Here is a 17,727-nt window from a genome sequence, read left to right as displayed (position 1 = left end):
GCTATGAAAAATTTAAAAGATAAAGTTGCCGTAATTACTGGTGGTAATAGCGGTATTGGATATGCAGCCGCAAAAAAACTAAAGGAAAAGGGAGCGAATGTCATTATCACGGGAAGAAGAAAAGAAGCGGTAGAAAAAGCAGCAAGAGAACTGAAGGTAACGGGCCTAATCGCCGATCAGTCTAGGCTAACAGACATTGAAAATCTTGCCGCGCAGGTCAAAGCACAATTTGGTAAAGTTGACATCCTGCTGGTCAATGCGGGGATTACCAAGTTCTCCACGATTGAACTGATAGCAGAAAGTCAGTTTGATGAAATGATGGATGTAAATTTCAAAGGGGCTTATTTTACCTTGAGCCGCTTTATTCCTTTGCTCAATGATGGTGCATCGGTAATTATGCTTTCTTCGACATCTGCTACAATATCCCCGCCAAGCGCCTCAGTATATGCGGCAAGTAAAGCGGCTTTAAATGCGGTTGTGAAAATTGCAGCCCTTGAACTGGCCTCCCGGAAAATCCGTGTCAATGCGGTAAGTCCCGGACCGATAGCCACCGAGATTATGAATAAAATCGGGCTGGATGAAACTTTGGAAAATCAATTGGTACAAAGTGTTCCTGTTGGAAGAATGGGGACGGCGGATGAGGTAGCGGACATGATCCATTATTTGGCCAGCAAAGAGGCTTCTTTTTTAACCGGCGCTAATTTTTTGGTCGATGGAGGGCAGTCTATTTAGTCTCCGAGATGCCGTAAACAGGAAAGGAAGGTGAATGATAGCTATTTTAGCTTCCTTTCTTGTAATAATGGTCTTTAAAACAAAGTAAAATATCAGCCATTTACTATTTTTACACAATTGCATTCTTTCTTAAAAATAAATGTATGGAATACAAAGCCAGATATATTACCCAGGACATTAAACTCTCGAGTTATGAGGACAAATTTTTCAAATCTGATATTATGTTTGACCAACATATGCTGGTATGGTTCCTTTCAGGTGAAACCAAGATTGTGCAGGCAGATGCGACCTATTTTTTCGGAAAAGGGGATATTTTCCTGATCCCAAGAAACCAGTTGGCTACGATTATCAACTACCCTAAAGATGGTCAGCCACATCAAACAGTTGTGATGCATTTATCACCTGATCGGCTCAGGGATTTTTATGCAGGTAAAAACGTGAGTTCCAAGCCTCCCACAGCACAGAAAATCTACAGTTTTAAGAATCATCCCTTGCTGGAAAGTTGCCTGGCATCACTCATCCCGTATTTTGAGATGAAGGATATACCGGAAGATATTGCTTCCATTAAGATATTGGAAGCAATCAGTATCCTCAGGACGGTGGACAAAGAAATTGATCATGTATTAGCGAATTTCGAAGAACCGGGTAAGATCAACCTGACCGATTATATGGAAAAGAACTTCATGTTCAATCTGCCAATGGAAAAGTTTGGCTATCTAACGGGCAGAAGTCTGACTACTTTTAAACGGGATTTTAAGAAGGCTTTTAGCATGACCCCACAACGCTGGTTGACACAAAAGCGGTTAGAACTGGCCTATTACCAGCTTAGGGAAAAACAGAAAAGACCTTTGGATGTCTGCTACGAGGTAGGTTTTGAAAATCTATCTCATTTTTCCTTTGCCTTTAAGAAACAGTTTGGTTTTGCACCTAGCTATTTGATCAACCAAGCTGCAAGCCATTGATGGCTTGCAGCTTTACAATTTATTGAATGATTGACTTATTGGATACCTGGACAACTGTTTGTTAAGGTTGGACAGGAGTGGCCAGTAACTGCAGTTCCCAGGTAAGACTTGTTCCTACGTTGCCGGAGTGGTCAAACAGGATTTCCGCAAGTGCTGGCACACTTTCTGTACGTGCCCAGTCCCTTTGAAGTTCTGCTGAAAAAACGCCCCAGGTAATAGGCACTGCACCAGCCTGTATCATTCTCAGAACAGCCATTTCGTGTGCTTCAAGGCTTACGCCTCCTGATGCGTCTGTAACGATGTAAACTTCATATCCTTCACCTAAGGCCTGGATCACTGGCATGGCAAGACAGATTTCAGTCCACAGGGCTGCCATAACGATTTTCTTTTTACCTGTTGCTTTTACCCAATCCACAACCCGCTGGTCTTCCCAGGTATTGATGAAAGTTCTGTTGATCGGTTTTTGCTCAGGAAATACATCTTGCAGTTGCTTTAATAACAGGCCACCGCGTTCTTCCAGAACTGTGGAGAGGAGCGTGGGTACATTAAAGGCCTTTGCTGCCTTTGCGAGCCCCACTACATTGTTGATAATCGTCTGGCTGTCGTGGCTGCGCAGTCCGGCAAACTGGAAGGGCTGGTGGTCAATCAAAAGCATTGCACAATTGTCAGGTGTCAATAAAGCATTAAGACCTGTTTTGTTGTTTTCTGTAGTCATTTTATTTGTTTTTAAGTTTATGATTTGATGGTGATTTTATTTACATAAAGTTGCCCATTTGCTGTGGGGATACAAATGAGGCAGGTCATGAAATCGGATTGACTTATGTCAATCCAAGCCGCGATCTTTTGCTGCCCGTTTTGCAAGGAAAATCATTTAACTATAGGCATTTAGTTTTACTACGATCATTTGAAATTTCTAAGTACCTTTAATCATCAGGCAGGATGGTTGGTTTGGCAGGTGTTGGCCGCCCTTATTCACTAATTTTATCAATCAGATGGTATGTACCAGGCATTAAGAACTTTTATAGATGGTAAAACGGGACTGAAAATCCCTGATGAGGAATTCAAAATCGTGGAGGCGGCATTTACACCCAGGATGATCAAAAAGAAGCAGTTCCTTTCACATGAGGGAAGTGTCTGCCAGCACATGGTATTTATTGTAAAAGGGGCTATGCGCCAGTATACAATCGATGACCGTGGTGTAGAACATATTGTGCGGTTCGCAATTGAGAACTGGTGGATGAGTGACCGGGAGAGTTTTAGTATGCTCGCTCCCTCGATATATAACATCGATGCCCTGGAAGATTGTGAGATTTTGGCTACCACTAAGGAAAAGATCACCAACCTGAAGGATCAGTCGTTACATTTTTTGAAGATGGCGCACGTACTTGATGAAAACCATTATATTGCTAACCAAAACCGGATACAGGCAAATATAAGCTTTACGGCAGAGGAAAAGTTTCAGCAGCTCATGAAAACCTATCCTGAGTTTATCAGGCGGTTTCCGCAGAACATGTTGGCATCTTATCTTGGACTTAGCCCGGAGACATTGAGCAGGGTGAGAAAGCAAATCCTATTAAAATAATATATTGTCTGAAGTAAGCTTAAAAGGTTTCCTTTATTTGAATTTATTAGGGCTTTAATCTGGTATATGGCCCAATTGGCCCAATCCGCTAAGCCAGTCTTCGGTGTGCCAGGTGCGTATTATTTTTCCGTTCTGGAATTCGTGAATGTCAACAGCCTGAATGCTCATCGTTTGGCCTTTTGATGCAAAGCCCCTAAAATTAGCTTGTTGTTTTCCGCTGAGCACCGAGCGTACGATTACTTTATTCCCATCTTGAAGGATATCTTTAATCTCACACTTAAAATCAGTGAATACCGTAGTCAGGTGATTAAGCAGGCCGCCAACTTCTTTTTTTCCAACCGGATGGTTTGGATCAGCTGGAAAGTCCTGCCACTGCTCATCAAGCAGGCTTTGCAGTAATGTTGAATCCTTGGTATTGAATGCCTTGTACCATTTTTGGGCCTGTTGCTTGTTGTGGGTTTGTTCAGTTCCATCAGAATGCTTTTTTTCCTGTGAACAGGAAGCCACCAGGAGGCCTGTAACGGCTAGAGCTGCAATGGTGACTTTTTTCCATGTTTTCCCTTTGGTTGATTTCAAATTATTGTTTTCTAAAGTTTTCATGATTTTTTGTTTTTAAAGTGCCGTGGCACCGCCGTCAATGATTAATTCTGAACCAGTGGTAAAGGTCGATTCATCCGAAGCTAAGTACAGCACCCCGTAGGCTACTTCATTTGGATTGGCTTCCCTGTTGAGTGGTGTTGCTCCGACGGCCATTTGCTCAAAATCAGACGCCCCATTCATCTCTTTGGTCATCGGTGTGGCCACATAACCTGGATGAACGGAATTTACCCTGATGTTATCTTTGGCAAATTCTGCTGCAGCTCCTTTGGTAAAGCTTCTCGATCCGCCTTTAGATGCGGTATAAGCTGTTGCATTGGCTGAGCCTATAATGCCACCGATTGAGGAGATATTGATGATGGATCCTGATTGGTGCTTTCTCATATAGGGTACCACAGTCTTTACCCCAAGAAACTGGCTCAACAGGTTCACACCAATTACCTTGTTGAATTCCTCAACGCTGCGGTCTTCGATTGGACCAAGGAGGTTTCCGGTGATGCGTGCGTTATTTACCAGAATATCAATTCTGCCATAGAGCAGTTCTGTTTTTTCGGCCATATCAATCCAGCTCTGCTCTGAACTGACATCCTGAACTGCATATTCGGCAATGCCTCCCTGGCGTTTTATCTCCTCTGCCACAGCCTTCAGTTTTGCTTCCTGGACATCGGTAATGAATACCTTTGCACCCTCGGCGGCAAACAATATCGCTTCTGCCGCTCCCATACCACCGGCAGCACCGGTGATGATGGCTACCTTATTTTCTAACCGTTTCATTTAGCTGATCTTTACTAAGTTTAAAGTTGCCAGCGCCCCTTTGGCCTGCTGAAATTTGCTGCCTACTGCTAATGAGCCCAGATCAATAGGAGCAAAGCCAATTTCTGAAATGGCCTGTGAAACAATCTCTTTGGCTTGCTGGTCATCGCCTGATACAAACAAAACCCTGTTGCCATTTTCGACGTGGGGATCCTGTTCCAGGATTTTAAAGAAGATGGTATTGAAAGCCTTTACGATACGGGCACCAGACAAATGCTGTTGAACAACTTCGCTGGAAGCAAGGCCATCGAGATAGGCTACCTGGAAGTCAGGAGCATAAGTAATGAAGTGATTGGTTGCGTCAACTACGATACGTCCATCCCAGTCGGTCAGCCCGGAAAGTCCAAGTACTTCTGACCAGGGAAGTGCCAGTATAACAATATCCGCCTTTGCGGCTTCTGCAGGTGTTACGGCTTTTACACCCTGTCCTAAAAAGGCTGTGGTGGCTGCTAGCGATTCTGGAGCCTGACTATTGCTGATCAATACAGGGAAACCTGCTTTTGTAAAATGTCCGGCAACAGCTTTTCCTATGTTTCCAGCTCCGATTATTCCAATTGACTTTTTCATAATGATATGGTTTTAAATGTTTTGATAAACCAAAATTAGATAGAAACAGACGCATCGGCCATTGACGCAGGTCACTAAAGTCGATTGACCTATATCAAGTGGTTTTGATAATATAGGTTATTCTGATCGTAGCAATATTGAGGGAGATTTGTGCTATAATCATTTACGTAATTTCACAATGGAAAGCAATAAAGCCTTATTCTACAGGGGTATCAATTCGAAGACTGGTAAATTCCTGGTCAATTGTCTGCTACCTTCCAGACGACTTCAATCCGTGGGCAGCATCGTTTTTTTAGAGCATCTTTATCCCGTAGATCTCCGGTATGATCATTCACCGCTTCCCTCTGGGGACTTTGCCCACCCGCACCGTGGTATTGCTACTTTAAATTATGTACTAAGCGGTAGTCTTTCGCATTATGATAGCAGGGGGTATCATGATATTGTAAATGCTGGTGGGCTGCAATGGATGAAGTCAGGAAATGGGATTATGCATGATGAGAAGCCTTTCACCAGGGAAAAAGATAGGCCTATCTTCCATTCACTTCAGTTCTGGGTTAACCTGCCTGGTATCCATAAAAAAGAAGACCCTGAATATGCTGCTATACAGTCGGAGGATGTTCCTGAAGTTCAGTTGCCGGATCATGGTGGAATCATCAGGATCTTGTTGGGTGAATTCGGGGTATGGAAATCATCTTTGCCGACCTTTAATTCTGAATTTATTTATCACATCCGTTTGAATCCTAATTCCAGGTTTTCATTTTTGCCACGCCAGGGTGATGAAGTGGCTGCATTTGTCCCGTCTTCAGAGGTAGTTATAAATGACATTGTGCTAGGAAACAGTAAAATGCTGGTGCTGGAGGAAAATGTCAGAGAGATTGTTTTTCAAAACGATAAGATCAGCGTAGCGGATATTTTTGTTTTTGGGGGTAAACCCTATAAGGAGCCTATTGTGGTTGAAGGACCATTTGTTATGAATAGTGATGCCGGCATTGCCGATGCATATAAGGACTTTTTTACTGGTGCTTATGGATGTATTGATTATCTCTAGACAAATTCAAATATTTCAACATTTGATACAAATATATCGGCTTGTGTAAAGCATTTTCTCGAAATAAAGGTGTTGGTGGAGATTTCGGAAGGAGTGACAATATCATTTCGGAAAGTAGAGTCAGTTGGTTTCGTTAAAAAATGACCGATTCAAATTATTGATTATAAATATGTTTCAAATGTGCAGTTTTTTGTTGGTAGTCAATCTGTAACAGAATGACTTGGTCAAGGCGCCCGAAATCTCCATTATAAACCAAATATGTAAGAATTTTGAAGTTGAATTACTGAAAAAGGCTCTAGATATTTTTATCTGGAGCAGCGACTGGTTTTTGAGTAGTGAATTTTTTGTCAAACGTTTGTGCAGATTAACTGTTGTGCGGTTTGATTTTTATTTATAACATTGTGTGATCCTTGTTACTACGGAAGAGAAAACCAATCAGATGTTTATCTGAATGATCCTATGGCCATATTCTACCCACTGGCTGGTTATTGGTATTCTCTTAAGCGGTTTCCCTCTGAACCAAATAATATCAAGGAATAACTTCAAACATAACTAATGATCGATTGGGAAAAAGTAGAAGACAGTGTATTGATCCAGGGCCTAAAGGAAGGGAGCAGGCCTGCTTTCAATGCAATCTATTCCCGTTATTCGGATACACTTTTTAGGTTTGGGTTAAATATCTTGAAGGATCAGGATGAATGTATGGATGCAGTACAGGATATATTTATTTGGCTTTGGGAAAACCGCAGGAAACTGAATATATCCAATCTCAAAGGATATCTAATGGCTGCTGTCAAGTTTAAACTTACCCGGGTAATTGTATCGAGTAAACGCAGGGATGAAATTCTTGCAGGCTCCATTAAAACTGATTTGGTATATGACGATGATAACCTTGAAATCAAGGAACTCCGCAATGCCATAGCAGAGTTTGTCCTCATCTTGCCACCCAAGGCCAGGGAGATATACCAAATGAGCCGTGGGGAATATTTATCCAACAAGGAAATTGCAGCAAGACTGGGTATTTCTGAAAAAACCGTTGAGGCCCAGATCACCATTTCTCTTAAAAAATTAAAAGTCTTTCTGGGCAAAATGTCGTTCTGGATAGTTTTTTTATAAAAAAATTCAAAGGACTTAGGGGTAGGTAGGCCTTCATGTCCCTATGGTTTAAAAGCATCAATTAAAAAGCTTCTTAAAGTCGGCGATGAACCAGAACCAAGAATTGAACAGCGCAATAGAACGTATCGCATCAGGCAGTCCAACTGACTATGATCTGCATATCTATAACCACTGGTGCAATTCCTTACAGGGAGGAAAAGAAAATACGCTTCCTGATTTTGAATTCACCCGCAAAGCGATGTTTCAGCAAATCAACAAAGAGATTAGTAGAAAATCGCTACTGAAAGTTACTTATAGCTGTTCAGGGATTGCTGCAGCTATAATAATAGCTTTCTTTGTGGTACGTGCCCTTTTGCCTGGAGGCTGGAACTTTTCGAAGCACACCCCAACAGATATCTCGATGTTGAGGCATAACATACCTGCCGGTTTTAATATTGCGACGCTCAAACTCTCAACTGGTAAGATAATAGCCCTGGATAATCGAGTAAATGGGCCGATTTCCGAACAGGTAGGGATAATGGCCTCCAAAACTTCAGGTGATGCCCTGGTATATGCTGTTCTGACGGGAAAATCAGGACGTAGCCCTGTAAACACAGCAGGTAAGCTGATGGTAAATACGTTATCGACTTCCAAAGCCCGTCAATATCAGCTGAACCTTCCGGATGGTACGCATGTTTGGTTAAACGCAGCTTCCTCTATCAGGTTTCCCGTCAATTTCACTGGCCTTGGTGAACGTAGGGTAGAGTTAGAGGGAGAAGCTTACTTTGAGGTGGCCAAAGACGCCCATAAGCCATTTATCGTTCATTCAAATGGACAGGATGTAAAAGTACTCGGAACACATTTTAACGTCAATAATTATCACGATGATTCACTTGTGAAAACAACGCTGTTGGAAGGATCGATCAGCATAAGCGAAAGATTGGTACTACATCCCGGATACCAGTCTCAGCTCGATAAAACAGGCAAGATAACTGCTGTAAAGGTCGATCCTTTCCTATCAGCGTCCTGGAGAAATGGGAACTTTGATTTTGACAATGAAAATGTGTTCGAGATCATGAGGAGACTTTCCAGGTGGTATGACATTGAGGTGATCTATCAAGGAAAGATCCCTCTTGATAAAATGAAGGGGCGTTTTTCAAAAAAACAGGCTATATCCAAGATCTTGGATGTTATCGGTTCCACTGGACTGTTAAAAATCAGGATGATAGGGAAAAAAATATACATCAAGAAATTCTAAACCAAATTATAAACTTTAATGAACAGTATGATGAGAAAAAATATGCTACCAAGCTGATCCAAAACTGAAGACTGCTGTAATCTCTAAGCTATTACTAGCAATGAAAGCCTTTGGGGACATCTAACTCCTGCTAACAGCGCTAATTATCAAACAACAAGACCAATAATCCATTCAAACCAAAATTATGAATTTAACTAAATTCAAGAAGATTGCTATGCCCTTTGAGTTCCGCAGAAATCTGTGGATACGATTACCGAAACGGATGATCGGGGTTCTGCTGCTTACATTTCTCTTACAAATGAGCGCTACGGCAAAAGCTCAGAAAATTACCCTTCGGGAAAAGAATACTCCATTTAAACAGGCTGTGGAGAACCTCCGATCAAAAAGTGGCTATGAGTTTTTTTATGTGGCCACCTACCTGGAAAATACCGTTCCGGTCAGTTTCAATCTAAAAAATGTTTCGCTTGAAGAAGCGCTTAGGCATTTATTTAAGGGACAACCTTTAAGCTATGAGATCAAGGGTAATACCGTGATCGTCAAAAAAGCAGGGGCAGCAGAGGAATTACCTTCAGAATCCAAAATTAGGAATAAATCAGTATCTGGTCAGATAAAGGACGAAAGCGGGACACCCGTTCCCGGCGTACTTATCAAGATTAGGGGAAACGATAAAACAGTGCAATCCGATTCTGATGGAAAGTTTATATTGGATCTCACCGATGGGGATATCCTTGTATTTAGCCATATCAGCTATGAAACACAGGAATTCACCTATAGGGGACAAAAGGCCATCGAAATCAGATTGAATGGGATTAGTAAAGAACTTTCTACGGTTGTTGTAATTGGTTATGGGGCAATTAAGCAAAAGAATGTGACCGGTGCCATCACTAAAATTGATGCCAAAGACCTCAACACAAGTGTAGCCTCAAGTTTTCAGCAGAGCCTTCAGGGCAAGGCGGCCGGCGTGCAGGTTATCCAGTCAACCGGGCAGCCGGGAGCGGGTGTGACTGTGCAGATACGCAGTAACCCTTCTTTTGCAAATGCTGGTGTGCTATATGTGATTGATGGCGTTCCGGTGAATGACAATTCAGGACAGCCTGATCTGGGTGGGGGAGTTGGCTCCAAATACGGTGCCGGGGGGTGGATAAATCCCCATTGAATTTTATAAACCCAAACGATATTGAATCCATACAATTCCTGAAAGATGCAAGTGCTGCATCAATTTATGGTGCTAGGGCAGGCGCAGGTGTGGTATTGGTGACCACAAAGAAGGGGGCTGAAGGAAAGTCAACTCTGCAATACAGTGGCAATTATGGTGTCCAGGACGTTGATAAGATGTATCCGGTATATGGCGCCAAAGAGTATATGCAGCAGCGTAACCAGATCCGGGAAGAGAAATGGTACAAAACCAATCACATAGCACCTTACTACGGCAACGTAGATGCATCAACAGTCTCACCTTATATTCCTGTTTATACCCAGCAGCAAATCGACCAGGCCTCAGAAGATCAATCAGCAACTGATGCCATTACCCGCGCTGGATATACCCAACAACACAATATTTCCCTTTCTGGAGGAAATAACAAAACACGCTACTTCGCCTCTGGAAATTATTTTGATCAGAAAGGAGTATTGATTGGAACGGATTATAAACGTTATAACGGAAGGCTTAATATTGACCAGTCCCTTTCTGAGAAAATCAAGATCGGTGCAAATATCGTAGTTTCGAATTCCCTTGCCAATAATACCATAACCAATGGTACCCTGGAAAATGGCGGTATCGTAACAGCGGCGATTTATTGGGCACCTAATATCCCCCTTCTCGCAGCTGATGGAAGTTACCCTTTGAGCCCTTATTATCCGAATATTCCCAATCCATTGTCGTATGGTACGGTTAGTGATTTGACCAAGTCCAACCGCTTACTGACTACTGCCTATGGTGAGTGGAAAATAGTTGATGGTTTAAAGGCTAAGGGAAGTTTTAGTTATGATCAGTCGAACTCTAAAAGATCGACCTATTTTCCAAGGACATTCCTTTACGGTAATCAGTCGAATGGATCTGCTGCCATTATACAGTCAGAATCCCAATCTAAACTCTTTGAGTATACCCTTAACTATGATAAGTCCCTGGGGAAAGACACCATTTGAACGCGATCGCGGGTTACACTTACCAACAGTCTGATTGGGAAGGCTTTAATGCCGGTAACCAGAATTTCCTTTCTGATGCAACGCTGTATTATTCTATACAATCAGGACAAGCCGATAAGCCTACCGTAGGCTCAAGCAAAAGCCAGACGACCTGGGCTTCCTATTTTGCCCGTGCCATTTATACCTACAATGGAAACATCACCCTTCAGGCATCTGTGAGAAGGGACGGGTCTTCTATTTTTGCCGATAACAAGAAATGGGGGTACTTTCCGGCAGTTTCTGCTGGCTGGGTGCTTTCGGATGAGTCCTGGATGAAGTCGATCAAGCCAATCTCTTTCTTCAAGGTTCGTGCAGGTTATGGAGAAACAGGAAACAGCTCGTTCCAGTCTGCTGCCTTTGCGTTATACAGTTCAAGCATGAGTGCGTATTTTGGAACCAACAATATCAGCTCTGGATTGGTACTCTCCCGGGCAGCCAACCCTGACCTGACTTGGGAAACAGCCGGAGAAATCAATGCAGGTGTCGATTTTGCCCTGTTTAACAATCGTTTATCGGGATCTTTCGATTATTACAATAAGACAATCCGCAATCTAATCGCATTTGTGCCTTATCCTTCCGGATTTATCATTAATGGAGTGTATGGGAATGCCGGCAAGACCAGGTCAACAGGCTACGAGTTTAGCCTGGAGTCAAAGAATATCCGTGCTAATTCACCTAATGGATTCAGCTGGTCCACTAATATCAATTTTTCACATTACCTGAACTATTGGGTACAAAGATCAGATGCCGCGCTTAAAGTTTTGGCAAAATATGAAGTGCCTAGTGGAAAAAAAGCGCTGTTCAGTCCGATATTCGGGTATGTTGCGGATGGATTATTCACCGGAAGAAGCGGTACGGCGCCTGCTCATATGCCAAATATGCTTCCAGGAGGCCTCATTATAAGTGATATCCATGGCTATGATGCTAACGGAAATCTTATTGGCCCGGATGGTAAAATTACCGATGCGGATAAAACCTATATAGGAAACAACGATCCGCAATATAATTTCGGATTTGGTAATACTTTCCGCTATGGTGGTTTCGATCTCAATATCTATCTATCAGGGGTTAAACAGAAAAGATGGTCACCTATTGCCGATGGAAGGGTAAGTGAGAGTGGAATGGATGCATTCGGATTTAATGCCATGCCAACGGACGGACAAAGGTGGAGTATTCAGAATACTTCGGGAACCTTACCTACCGCATTGAATGATGGGACTTATAATGCTTATCAGAATCCGTCCACGTACTGGCTGGTAGACGCAAGCTATCTGCGTGCCCGTAATATAACCTTAGGTTATACTGTTCCTACAGGCGTTCTGGCCAAACAAAAACTATTTTCTTCGGTGAGGGTATCATTTGATGCTCAAAATCTGTTTACCATAACCAAATATCCAGGCCTTGACCCAGAATTGAGTACCAGTAATTTTTATCCTTTGGTAAAAAGCTACGTATTCGGTATCAATGCTACATTTTAACTAAATCCATACAGACATGAAAATAAATATAAGAACAATGCTTCATAGATCGGTTTATACTGGCTTTCTCTGCATAGGCTTACTGTTTTTGAACTCCTGCGAAAAAGGATTGGATTACAAAAGCTACGGTGATCTCAATACCGTGATTAAGACCCCGGAAGGGGTGACAGCTGCGGTAAGTACTGCTTACACCGGACTGGCAGGTGGATCTGATTGGCAGGGGGGCTGGGATGCGGGAACCTATGCCTGGAGAACCCAGGCGATGATGACTACCGATGAGGGTGTTTGCGCCTGGGGAAATGACTGGAACAAGATGCATACCCTGAACTTTACGCCGGATTTCGATTGGGTAACCCACAACTACACGAGATATCTTCCTTTCATCTCCCGTATCGCCATAACCTTGGCCGATATGCAGAATGTGGATATGGATGCAAATTTAAAAAGCAGGTTAACTGCAGAACTGAAGGCGCTTCGCGCACATTATGCCCAGTTGCTATATTTTGCATATGGCCCTCTGACAATTATAACCGATGCAAAGATTGCTGCTGATCCAAATGCTTCCCCGGTTCCAAGACCAACAAGTGAGGAGATGGTAAAGCAAATTGAAAAGGACTATTTGGAAGCAGCTGAAGTACTTCCAACAAAATTTACAGGAAGCAATTATGGCCGTTTCTCCAAAGCTGCTGCCCTAACCGGATTGATGAAACTTTATATGCATGAAAAGCAGTGGAGCAAAGCTGTGGAGACAGGTACCAAGATCAAATCTTTAGGTTATTCACTTCAGCCTAAATATGAAGATGTTTTTAGTGTGGCCAACAAGAGTGGTGCGTCTGCCGAGGTCATCCTGGCCGTCGTGTGTACAGCAACAGGAACTGACCAATATACTAACATGTGGCTAGCCCATTCCCTTCCAACGGATTACAAGGATCCATCGGGCATCAATCTAACAGCATGGGGTGGCTATAAAATGCGTTGGACAAGCTATGATAAGTTTAATCCCAGTGATAAAAGACTAGGCGTATTGTTGGAAAAATATCCAGTCGGTAAAGATGCATCCGGTAACATTATCTACCAGAATGCCAGGACTTCAGGGCAGCTTGGGGCTGTTCCAATGAAATTCGCACCAGATCCTTCGAAAGCGAACTCGCAGAACAGTGCAGTAGATTTTCCGATATACCGCTATGCGGATGTATTATTGATGTTGGCTGAAAGCATAAATGAAGCAAATGGTGGCCCAAATGCCGAGGCCTATGATGCGGTGAATCAGGTTAGGGCCAGAGCAGGACTTGCGGCATTGGCAACAGGATTGAATAAGGCCCAGTTCCTCACAAAAATCCAGGATGAGCGCCTTTTTGAGCTATGGGCTGAAGGATGGAGAAGAGATGATCTGATCCGCTGGAACCTGTTTACCAAACGTGCCGCAGATGATGGATCGACCACAGCTGAGCCTTTCAAAGCACTTTATCCGCTACCACGTGCAGCGGTAAACCAGAGCAATGGAATTATCAAACAGAATCCAGGATACAATTAGGATGAAGAATTTTTTTGTTATTTTGCTCTCAATTTTTAGCTCAGGGGTCCTCGGTGAGACCCCTGCTGCTCCTTCTGAGCTCACAGTATTGGGAACAAGAAGCTGGATAAAGCTTCAATGGAAAGATAATGCCATAAATGAAGCCGGATACCGTATTTATTGGTCATCTGATAAACAAAGGCCCGCTGACCCATGTGCGGTTCTCAGCAGCAATACTACATGCTACTACATTCAGGATGTGAAGCCCCAGACCGATTATCATATATGGATTGAGGCTTATAACGGATCTGGTGTCAGTAAAATTCTGAAAGGGGAAGCAACGACTTCAAAAACGTGGAAACTGGATTCAGCAGAACTTGCCGAGCTAACCGAGGTACCAAGTTCGGCGTCCGTGCCAAAAGGCATGCAGCTCTACTGGCATGATGAATTCAATGACTCGTTGTTGAACCGTAATAAGTGGACAACCAATTATTTTTCTTCCTTTAATTATATGGATCCAGACTCCAGAAATGAAATGCTTGAGGACCGTTTGCCCCAGCCAGCCTATCGGCTGAACGGCAAGACGATTGATATTTTTGTGTCGGATTCATTGCCTAACAGACTGTTTTCCAAAAAAGGCAATCAGAAAATCTCTTCAATCCAGACTTACGACTGGAGAACGGGGGAGAATCTGCTGGACAATAGCAGGGGAGGCTATTTTGAAGTAAAGGTCAAAAGAAACAGTACCGGTAACCCAAAAGGCCTGAATACTGCTTTCTGGTTCGATTCACCAGGGCCGGATCTACGTTATTATCTTGAGCAAGGTACAAAGGTTGATGGTGTTGAGGGGATCAGGCCAAAGGAACAGGTCTTTGAGATTGATGTTTTTGAAAACTTGAATGCCCAGTTTGTCCTCCATGGGCATGTCGATCAACAGGGGAAGTTTAAGCACAATATCGCTACCCACATTGCTCAAGGATATGATCATGTTAACCAGTGGGTTACTCACGGTATACTTTGGACGCCGAATAGCATCAAGCACTATATTAACGGTAATCTTATCAAAGAGTATAGTGATAAACAGAGGATATTCTCCCCAATCATTTTATGAATGTATTTCTGGGGAGTTATGGTGATAAGGGGAATGTAAATATGGAAGTAGACTATATCCGTGCGTACAACTGGCCCTTGAAAGCTGGTAATGAACTCCCAAATCCTGGTTTTGAAGATAGTGGAAGTTTATTGCCGTGGGAAGGGACGGGTAAACTGGCTAACAGGTTAGGAAGGGATAACAGTATAGGGCTTGAACTTGGTCCAGGACAAAAAGTGGAACAATATATATACCTTGATAATGACAGGGAATATACCCTTGCCTATTGGTTACTGGGAGGGAAAGGAATCCGTGTAAATATTTTTAATGTAGAAATGGTAACAGGAGATCTGGAAGAGGTTCTTGCGCAGGAATCTTCCGGGCAAAAAGAGTTTCTGAAAAAATCCATTCCTTTTAAGACGGGAAAGGAATATAACGCCAATAAAAAAACGATAAAACTCGTTTTTGAAAACACAGGCCATATCCCTGCAATCCTTGATGATATTACCATAGAAAAATCCTTTTGATGTTGGTATGTTAAAGTCGATTTTTACGATGACGGCTGTCGGTTTAAGCTTTTTAAGCTTTAAAGAGGATGAGACAACCTGAGGATTTAACAACAACTTTTTTGCCCGATAAATCTGATTTCAATCGTAAAAATATCTAAATATGGCGGTAGAACCTATAACTTTAAAAATATTGGCATATATACTTGGAACCTCAATAAGTGCAGTCTCTCGCTCTTTAACTGACCATAAGTCTATTTCTTTAAAAACGCGTTTCAGAGTTAAGGACCTCGCAGAAAAAATGGGATATTGGCCAAGCCCTGTAGCCCGCGCCTTCAAAAAGGGAAATACCTCTATCCCTGGACTTATTGCTCCGGATTTTAAAGAGATCTTTTTTCAAGGCTTATTGAGGCGGTACATTGCACAGTGCATCAAAGTGGGTATACCGCTGTGGTGTTCCAGTCCCAAGATAGCGAAAATACAGAAATGGAGATGATTCACTTATAGGTCTATTCAAACTTCTATCAGCAAATCGCAACATACCAGCCTTTGTTTGAATGGCACTGCTAAAAAAGCCTCATCAGGGGGCTCGTAGATTTTTGATTATTCTAGCCGCTTTAAATTACGAATTATCATTTTTGTTTATAAATGTTTTTAGTTCTGGTTTTTGTGTGTTTATGGTCTGTTGTTTGTAGGTTTGTTTGGTTTTTATTAGGGTGAATGCTGTTTGTTTGTGTTTTTTTTATGTTTTTGTGTGAAATTTTAGATAAAATTTAATATTTATTGTGTTTTGTTTTGATTTTTATTGCTTAATGTCTTATTATTAGGGATAATTTGAGGGGGTTTAGTTATGATTAATCTTAATAATTACCAAAATGTGTCAAATACATGGGATGAGATGTATATTTCTGATGATAACCTTAGGACTCAGTACCATAAAATCATCAGTTATCTTGGAAGAGAATCGATAAGTGATCTCAATAAAAAAGAAGAATTGGCAAAACGGCTCTTTATGAGCCAGGGCATTACCTTCACGGTCTATGATAGTGGTGAGGGTATAGAAAAGATCTTTCCTTTTGACATCATTCCACGGGTAATCACCTCTTCGGAATGGCTGTTTATAGAAAAAGGTATTAAACAACGTTTAAGAGCACTGAACCTCTTTCTTAAAGATGTGTATAGCAATCAATTTATTATTAAGGATAAAGTTATACCTCCAGCCCTTATCTATTCCTGCCCACATTTTTTGAGGGAAATGTATCAGCTAAATGTCCCTCATGACATTTATATCCACATTGCTGGTATTGACCTGATCAGAGATTACGATGGAACATTTTATGTGCTGGAAGATAACCTTAGGACGCCTTCTGGAGTAAGCTATATGCTGGAGAATAGGGAAATCACCAAAAGGCTATTCCCAGATCTTATTCCACAATGTAAGGTGCGTAGTGTTACTGAATATCCTTCTATTTTGTATAAGAATCTACAGGCTTTATCTCCTCGCCCTGTTTCCAATCCAACCATAGTATTATTAAGTCCGGGGATGTATAACTCGGCCTATTATGAGCATACCACATTGGCCAGGTTAATGGGAGTTGAACTGGTTGAAGGCCGGGATCTGGTTATCCGTGACCAAAAGGTATTTATGAAAACCACCACGGGGTTACAGCAGGTTGATGTGATTTACCGCAGGGTAGATGATGATTACATAGATCCATTGGTATTTAATCCAAACAGCGTATTGGGTGTGGCAGGACTAATGAGTGCTTACCGAAAAGGAAATGTAGCCATTATCAATGCAGTTGGAAATGGGGTAGCAGACGATAAGGCAGTTTACAGTTATGTGCCTGATATGATCCGGTATTATCTCAACGAGGAGCCCCTTTTAAAAAACGTTCCTACTTTTAGCTTGGGCAACCCTGATGAAAAGGAGTATGTTTTTGAAAACATGCACAAAATGGTGATTAAAAAGACCAATGAAAGTGGTGGTTATGGCATGTTAATGGGACATGCTGCCTCTGAACAGGAAATAGAAGCCTATAAAAAGGAAATATTAAAAGACCCGAGAAATTTTATTGCCCAGCCAACGATCAGCCTGTCAACCGCTCCATGTTACATGGATGGTATTTTACAGCCAAGGCGGGTAGATTTAAGGCCTTATGCACTGTATGGACCGGAGGGAATATCCATAGTTCCGGGAGGGCTGACAAGGGTTGCTTTGAAAGAAGGTTCACTGGTTGTAAATAGTTCGCAAGGAGGTGGCAGTAAAGATACCTGGGTTTTATCATCTTAAATTATCAGC

The 17,727-nt window shown here is 42.2% G+C and carries 18 protein-coding genes; 14 read left to right on the top strand and 4 right to left on the bottom strand.

What is annotated here, in order from left to right:
- The first annotated feature begins 3 nt into the window (after positions 1-3).
- Together G7074_RS00675 and G7074_RS00670 are read left to right on the top strand one after the other, a co-directional pair.
- Entirely contained in the window at positions 4-732 is a 729-nt protein-coding gene (locus G7074_RS00675; RefSeq protein ID WP_166206126.1) for an SDR family NAD(P)-dependent oxidoreductase, read from the top strand.
- A gap of 143 nt (positions 733-875) precedes the next feature.
- A complete protein-coding gene (locus G7074_RS00670) occupies positions 876-1,694 on the top strand; it encodes an AraC family transcriptional regulator (protein WP_166206123.1) in 819 nt (272 codons plus the stop codon).
- A gap of 61 nt (positions 1,695-1,755) precedes the next feature.
- Here the strand turns inward: G7074_RS00670 and G7074_RS00665 are convergent, their stop codons facing one another.
- Positions 1,756-2,409 carry a hydrolase gene (locus G7074_RS00665; protein ID WP_166206120.1) on the bottom strand — a complete coding sequence of 218 codons (654 nt, stop codon included), beginning with the start codon at positions 2,407-2,409 and terminating at the stop codon, positions 1,756-1,758.
- Between the two features lie 282 nt (positions 2,410-2,691).
- On the opposite strand from G7074_RS00665, the gene G7074_RS00660 reads away from it, so the two are divergent.
- Entirely contained in the window at positions 2,692-3,276 is a 585-nt protein-coding gene (locus G7074_RS00660; RefSeq protein ID WP_166206117.1) for a Crp/Fnr family transcriptional regulator, read from the top strand.
- Positions 3,277-3,330: 54 nt separating this feature from the next.
- Here the strand turns inward: G7074_RS00660 and G7074_RS00655 are convergent, their stop codons facing one another.
- The 3 genes from G7074_RS00655 to G7074_RS00645 are packed head-to-tail and all read right to left on the bottom strand — an operon-like array spanning position 3,331 to position 5,253.
- Positions 3,331-3,876 carry an ester cyclase gene (locus tag G7074_RS00655; protein ID WP_166206114.1) on the bottom strand — a complete coding sequence of 182 codons (546 nt, stop codon included), beginning with the start codon at positions 3,874-3,876 and terminating at the stop codon, positions 3,331-3,333.
- A 12-nt stretch (positions 3,877-3,888) separates the two neighbouring features.
- Complete coding sequence (locus G7074_RS00650; RefSeq protein WP_166206112.1) at positions 3,889-4,647, bottom strand: SDR family NAD(P)-dependent oxidoreductase; 759 nt, start codon at positions 4,645-4,647, stop codon at positions 3,889-3,891.
- The gene (locus G7074_RS00645) at positions 4,648-5,253 is read right to left on the bottom strand and encodes an NADPH-dependent F420 reductase (protein ID WP_124561123.1); all 606 of its coding nucleotides are present in this window, start codon (positions 5,251-5,253) and stop codon (positions 4,648-4,650) included. It abuts the gene before it with no gap.
- A 178-nt stretch (positions 5,254-5,431) separates the two neighbouring features.
- On the opposite strand from G7074_RS00645, the gene G7074_RS00640 reads away from it, so the two are divergent.
- From G7074_RS00640 to G7074_RS00595, 11 genes are all read left to right on the top strand, one after another.
- Complete coding sequence (locus G7074_RS00640) at positions 5,432-6,301, top strand: pirin family protein (RefSeq protein WP_166206109.1); 870 nt, start codon at positions 5,432-5,434, stop codon at positions 6,299-6,301.
- Between the two features lie 555 nt (positions 6,302-6,856).
- Entirely contained in the window at positions 6,857-7,417 is a 561-nt protein-coding gene (locus tag G7074_RS00635; protein ID WP_166206106.1) for a sigma-70 family RNA polymerase sigma factor, read from the top strand.
- 85 nt (positions 7,418-7,502) lie between these two features.
- Complete coding sequence (locus G7074_RS00630) at positions 7,503-8,654, top strand: FecR family protein (RefSeq protein ID WP_166206103.1); 1,152 nt, start codon at positions 7,503-7,505, stop codon at positions 8,652-8,654.
- A gap of 184 nt (positions 8,655-8,838) precedes the next feature.
- The gene (locus G7074_RS27470) at positions 8,839-9,810 is read left to right on the top strand and encodes a SusC/RagA family TonB-linked outer membrane protein (RefSeq protein WP_166206100.1); all 972 of its coding nucleotides are present in this window, start codon (positions 8,839-8,841) and stop codon (positions 9,808-9,810) included.
- The gene (locus G7074_RS27465) at positions 9,807-10,799 is read left to right on the top strand and encodes a TonB-dependent receptor plug domain-containing protein (RefSeq protein WP_166206097.1); all 993 of its coding nucleotides are present in this window, start codon (positions 9,807-9,809) and stop codon (positions 10,797-10,799) included. The genes G7074_RS27470 and G7074_RS27465 overlap by 4 nt, the downstream gene beginning before the upstream one ends.
- Positions 10,796-12,316 carry a SusC/RagA family TonB-linked outer membrane protein gene (locus tag G7074_RS00615; protein WP_166206094.1) on the top strand — a complete coding sequence of 507 codons (1,521 nt, stop codon included), beginning with the start codon at positions 10,796-10,798 and terminating at the stop codon, positions 12,314-12,316. Before G7074_RS27465 ends, G7074_RS00615 begins: the two co-directional genes overlap by 4 nt.
- A 16-nt stretch (positions 12,317-12,332) precedes the next feature.
- Complete coding sequence (locus G7074_RS00610) at positions 12,333-13,850, top strand: RagB/SusD family nutrient uptake outer membrane protein (protein WP_240916430.1); 1,518 nt, start codon at positions 12,333-12,335, stop codon at positions 13,848-13,850.
- Positions 13,816-14,940: a family 16 glycosylhydrolase gene (locus G7074_RS00605; protein ID WP_205944132.1), complete on the top strand. Its 1,125-nt coding sequence runs from the start codon at positions 13,816-13,818 to the stop codon at positions 14,938-14,940. Before G7074_RS00610 ends, G7074_RS00605 begins: the two co-directional genes overlap by 35 nt.
- Positions 14,937-15,446, top strand: coding sequence for a hypothetical protein (locus tag G7074_RS26440; RefSeq protein ID WP_205944131.1), 510 nt, complete (start codon positions 14,937-14,939; stop codon positions 15,444-15,446). Before G7074_RS00605 ends, G7074_RS26440 begins: the two co-directional genes overlap by 4 nt.
- 142 nt (positions 15,447-15,588) lie before the next feature.
- Positions 15,589-15,921: a LacI family DNA-binding transcriptional regulator gene (locus G7074_RS27780; protein WP_166206091.1), complete on the top strand. Its 333-nt coding sequence runs from the start codon at positions 15,589-15,591 to the stop codon at positions 15,919-15,921.
- A 354-nt stretch (positions 15,922-16,275) separates the two neighbouring features.
- Positions 16,276-17,718, top strand: a complete 1,443-nt coding sequence (locus G7074_RS00595; RefSeq protein ID WP_166206088.1) for a circularly permuted type 2 ATP-grasp protein — start codon at positions 16,276-16,278, stop codon at positions 17,716-17,718.
- The last annotated feature ends 9 nt before the right edge of the window (positions 17,719-17,727 follow it).

This window comes from Pedobacter sp. HDW13 (assembly GCF_011303555.1).
Taxonomy (GTDB): domain Bacteria; phylum Bacteroidota; class Bacteroidia; order Sphingobacteriales; family Sphingobacteriaceae; genus Pedobacter.
Note: the sequence above shows the minus strand (reverse complement) of the source record. Positions and strands in the feature narration are given on the sequence as shown.

Excerpts from the sequence above, each read along its gene's own strand:
- G7074_RS00675 (WP_166206126.1), top strand. The coding sequence starts at position 4 with ATGAAAAATTTAAAAGATAAAGTTGCCGTAATTACTGGTGGTAATAGC.
- G7074_RS00670 (WP_166206123.1), top strand. The coding sequence starts at position 876 with ATGGAATACAAAGCCAGATATATTACCCAGGACATTAAACTCTCGAGT.
- G7074_RS00665 (WP_166206120.1), bottom strand. The coding sequence starts at position 2,409 with ATGACTACAGAAAACAACAAAACAGGTCTTAATGCTTTATTGACACCT.
- G7074_RS00660 (WP_166206117.1), top strand. The coding sequence starts at position 2,692 with ATGTACCAGGCATTAAGAACTTTTATAGATGGTAAAACGGGACTGAAA.
- G7074_RS00655 (WP_166206114.1), bottom strand. The coding sequence starts at position 3,876 with ATGAAAACTTTAGAAAACAATAATTTGAAATCAACCAAAGGGAAAACA.
- G7074_RS00650 (WP_166206112.1), bottom strand. The coding sequence starts at position 4,647 with ATGAAACGGTTAGAAAATAAGGTAGCCATCATCACCGGTGCTGCCGGT.
- G7074_RS00645 (WP_124561123.1), bottom strand. The coding sequence starts at position 5,253 with ATGAAAAAGTCAATTGGAATAATCGGAGCTGGAAACATAGGAAAAGCT.
- G7074_RS00640 (WP_166206109.1), top strand. The coding sequence starts at position 5,432 with ATGGAAAGCAATAAAGCCTTATTCTACAGGGGTATCAATTCGAAGACT.
- G7074_RS00635 (WP_166206106.1), top strand. The coding sequence starts at position 6,857 with ATGATCGATTGGGAAAAAGTAGAAGACAGTGTATTGATCCAGGGCCTA.
- G7074_RS00630 (WP_166206103.1), top strand. The coding sequence starts at position 7,503 with ATGAACCAGAACCAAGAATTGAACAGCGCAATAGAACGTATCGCATCA.
- G7074_RS27470 (WP_166206100.1), top strand. The coding sequence starts at position 8,839 with ATGAATTTAACTAAATTCAAGAAGATTGCTATGCCCTTTGAGTTCCGC.
- G7074_RS00610 (WP_240916430.1), top strand. The coding sequence starts at position 12,333 with ATGAAAATAAATATAAGAACAATGCTTCATAGATCGGTTTATACTGGC.
- G7074_RS00605 (WP_205944132.1), top strand. The coding sequence starts at position 13,816 with ATGGAATTATCAAACAGAATCCAGGATACAATTAGGATGAAGAATTTT.
- G7074_RS26440 (WP_205944131.1), top strand. The coding sequence starts at position 14,937 with ATGAATGTATTTCTGGGGAGTTATGGTGATAAGGGGAATGTAAATATG.
- G7074_RS27780 (WP_166206091.1), top strand. The coding sequence starts at position 15,589 with ATGGCGGTAGAACCTATAACTTTAAAAATATTGGCATATATACTTGGA.
- G7074_RS00595 (WP_166206088.1), top strand. The coding sequence starts at position 16,276 with ATGATTAATCTTAATAATTACCAAAATGTGTCAAATACATGGGATGAG.